The sequence below is a fragment of the Rhodoferax sp. genome, assembly GCF_014859475.1.
Classification (GTDB): Bacteria; Pseudomonadota; Gammaproteobacteria; order Burkholderiales; family Burkholderiaceae_C; genus Rhodoferax.
Map to the genome: position 1 here is coordinate 1 of NZ_JACUUE010000229.1, position 3,629 is coordinate 3,629.

Annotated in this window: 4 protein-coding genes; 1 reads left to right on the forward strand and 3 read right to left on the reverse strand. The window is 57.2% G+C overall.

Features of this window, described 5'->3' with window-relative positions:
- On the reverse strand, positions 1 to 198 hold a 198-nt coding region (locus IBX54_RS13485; RefSeq protein ID WP_296543174.1), incomplete at its 3' end, for a hypothetical protein.
- 100 nt (positions 199 to 298) lie between these two features.
- Between IBX54_RS13485 and htpG the strand changes: the two genes are divergently transcribed.
- Entirely contained in the window at positions 299 to 2,287 is a 1,989-nt protein-coding gene (gene htpG / locus IBX54_RS13490; RefSeq protein WP_296543175.1) for a molecular chaperone HtpG, read from the forward strand.
- A 350-nt stretch (positions 2,288 to 2,637) separates the two neighbouring features.
- Here htpG and IBX54_RS13495 read toward each other — a convergent pair whose 3' ends face one another.
- Together IBX54_RS13495 and IBX54_RS13500 are read right to left on the reverse strand one after the other, a co-directional pair.
- Positions 2,638 to 3,063, reverse strand: a complete 426-nt coding sequence (locus IBX54_RS13495) for a type II toxin-antitoxin system VapC family toxin (protein ID WP_296543176.1) — start codon at positions 3,061 to 3,063, stop codon at positions 2,638 to 2,640.
- The gene (locus IBX54_RS13500; protein WP_296543177.1) at positions 3,060 to 3,341 is read right to left on the reverse strand and encodes a type II toxin-antitoxin system Phd/YefM family antitoxin; all 282 of its coding nucleotides are present in this window, start codon (positions 3,339 to 3,341) and stop codon (positions 3,060 to 3,062) included. Before IBX54_RS13500 ends, IBX54_RS13495 begins: the two co-directional genes overlap by 4 nt.
- Between the last annotated feature and the right edge of the window lie 288 nt (positions 3,342 to 3,629).

The window sequence follows — 3,629 nt, forward strand, 5'->3', positions numbered from 1 at the left end:
CACTGCGAGCGTAGCGCGGCAGTCCAGGCAGTTTGGGGGCATGGATTGCGTCACTGCGTTCGCAATGACGGGGCTGTTCATGGAAAGCGTAGCGCGGCAGTCTATGCTGTTGGAAGTCATGGATTGCTTCACTTTGTTCGCAATGACGGCTACTGTCGCAATGACGAGGCTGGCGTTCGCCATGACGATTCCGTTCACGGCGCCCCTTGAAACCCACGCCTTTGCCCCTATTTAGCATTCTCCCCAAGTGCCCGATACTGTCAGGCAGTGACCCATTTTTTAAACCCAAGCACCTCCCATGACCAAACAAACCCTTTCCTTCCAGACCGAAGTCGCGCAACTGTTGCACCTCGTGACCCATTCGCTGTACTCCAACAAAGAAATTTTCCTGCGCGAGCTCATCAGCAACGCATCTGACGCCTGCGACAAACTGCGCTTCGAGGCCATCAACGATGGCGGCTTGTACGAGAACGACACCGACCTCAAGGTCAAGGTCACGTTTGACAAAGACGCCAAGACGCTCACCATCACCGACAACGGCATCGGCATGAGCACTCAGGAAGCCATTGACCACCTCGGCACCATTGCCAAGAGCGGCACCAAGGACTTTGTGAGCAAATTAAGTGGCGACCAGAAGGCCGACTCGCAACTGATCGGCCAGTTCGGCGTGGGCTTTTATTCGGGCTTCATCGTGGCCGACAAGATCACGGTCGAGTCGCGTCGCGCCGGCATGAAGGCAGACGAAGGCGTGCGCTGGATCAGCGGTGGCACCGGCGACTTCGAGGTGGAAAACATCACCCGAGCCGAGCGCGGCACCAGCGTGATTTTGCACCTGCGCGACGATGCCATGGACTATTGCAGCGCCTGGAAAGTCAAGGGCATCATCAACAAATACTCCGACCACATCAGCCTGCCCATTTTGATGGAAAAGGAAGAGTGGAAAGACGGCGAGCTCATCAACCCCAACGACGAAAACGGCGGCCGTCAACCCGGCGCCATGGTCAAGACCGGTGAATGGGAAACCGTCAACAAGGCCAACGCCATCTGGGCGCGTACCAAAAAAGACATCACGCCAGACGAGTACACCGAGTTCTACAAGCAGATCAGCCACGACTTTGAGGCGCCGCTGGCCTACACCCACAACCGCGTCGAGGGCAGCACCGAATACACCCAACTTTTGTACATTCCCGGCAAAGCACCGTTCGACCTGTACAACCGCGAAAAATCGGCCGGCGTCAAGCTCTATGTGAAGCGCGTTTTCATCATGGACGACGCCGAGGCGCTGTTGCCCACCTACCTGCGTTTTGTCAAGGGCGTGGTCGATTCCAGCGACCTGCCGCTCAACGTGAGCCGCGAACTGCTGCAGGAAAGCCGCGACGTGAAAGCCATCCGCGAAGGCTGCACCAAGCGCGTGCTCGGTATGCTCGAAGACCTGGCCAAACATGACAAGTTGCCCGAGGCAACCACATCTGCGGAGGGTGTCACCGATGTCGTCACCGAGGAAGAAAAAGCCGAGGCCGCCGCCAACGCAGGCAAGTTCACCAAGTTCTACAACGAATTCGGTGCCGTGCTCAAGGAAGGCCTGGGCGAGGACTACGCCAACAAGGACCGCATTGCCAAGCTGTTGCGCTTTGCCACGTCAACCACCGACACCGTGAGCGTGAGCTTTGCCGACTACAAGGCGCGCATGAAAGAAGGCCAGGAAGCCATCTACTACATTACCGCCGACAACGCCGCCGCGGCCAAAAACAGCCCGCAGCTCGAGGTGTTCAAGAAGAAGGGCATCGAAGTGCTGCTAATGACCGACCGTGTCGATGAGTGGGCGCTGAACTACCTGCAAGACTTCGACGGCACGCCGCTGCAAAGCGTGGCCAAGGGCGCGGTCGATCTGGGCAAGCTGCAAGACGAGGCTGAGAAAAAAGCCGCCGAAGAAGCCGCCGAAGCCTTCAAACCGCTGCTGGCCAAACTGAAAGAAGCCCTGAAAGACAAGGCCGAAGACGTGCGCGTGACCACGCGTCTGGTGGACTCGCCCGCCTGCCTGGTGGTGCAGGACCACGGCATGAGCACCCAACTGGCGCGCATGCTCAAGCAGGCCGGCCAGGCTGCGCCCGATGTGAAACCGGTGCTCGAAGTCAACGCCGAACACGCGTTGGTGAAAAAGCTCGACGGCTCGGTGCACTTCAACGACCTGGCGCACATTTTGTTCGACCAGGCCCTGCTGGCCGAAGGCGGCCTGCCGGAGGACCCGGCGACTTATGTCAAGCGGGTGAATGCGCTGTTGATGTAAGGCAGCTCGGCGGCGCTGCTGAAGCGCCGCCACCATCAAAACCCCTTCGGTCCTGGCGGCTGACGGGGTTTTTTGCTGCCAGGGGTATGACCAAGCCATTGGCGCAAGAAACGTTCAAAGCCCAATGCGGAAGAGGATTTCGGGGGCTGGGCGAGTGATCGCAGAAGACCCGTTGGAGCCAGTCACGGCAGGCAGCTTTCCGGATGCCCAGGTTGTCCCCAGTCAGAAGCCGTTCGTGGCGGTCACCTGAGCGCCCCAATCGGTAGTAAGCTTTAAAAGTGGATAGCCGTCCATAACGGACAAGACTTCTGACTTCGTCATCATGGCAGGCAGTGGCCGCTGTCAGATGGTCATTGCAACTTGAACCAATCCACCATTCGCAGGCCATTCAGCCCGGAAAAATCTCGCGTGTTGCGAGTGACAAGCGTTGCGCCATGGGCGATCGCGATCGCTGCAATTTGCCCGTCAACAAAAGCCAACGTTTGACCTGACTGCTCTCGCTGAGTTCGTAATTCTGCATGGATGCGAGCCGCTTGAGCATCATAGGGAAGGATCGGCAGTTGCCCCGCAACATCTTGTACAAACCGGCCAATGGCATCGCGACGTTGTCCAACCGGCATGCGCAGCCAACCAAATCGCAGCTCGTGCCACACCGGTGCGGCGATGGCCAGTTCGTTTTCATAACGGCTCAGATTCGCCATCACACCGGCATGCGGCGTGGGCCGCGCGGCCTCTGACAGTACGTTGGTATCGAGTATCCAGGTATTGGTGCTCACCAGGAAAACTCCCGCGCATTGTCCATTTGACGCAGATGAGAAAATGGGTCGTCTTCAGGAATGCCGCCGGGGGTTGTCAATTGTTCCGTTCGCCACTGCTTGAGTTTTTCTGCAAACCCTGTTGCTGCACCACTCATGCGCTGGTATTGTTCGAAAGACATTAAAACGCCAGCCACCTGACCACGTCGTGAGATTGAAAAAGGTTCATTACCCGCCTCAACGCTACGCAGTGCGTTTGCCAGTTGGGCGCGCGCTTCTGAAAATGGAAGTGTTTGCATCTCCGTCTCCTTAAAATGTACTATTGAATTGTACATTTAACTCAGGCATCATTTGAGAGAATTTCCTCCAATGAACTGGCATAAAACTTTCACTGAGGAGCCTTCCCCTCTTTATCGAAAACGGGTGCAGTGAATGTGGCAGTCGATGCCACCTTGCTGACAGGCACGGACTGATGTGAATGTCGGGTATGGAGCGATCACTTCGGGCAGACCTATGTCAGCACCCGCTGCACTGCTGACGACCAACCGTTACAAGCTGTTCGTTGCTGTGCTTCGAAAATCAATCCG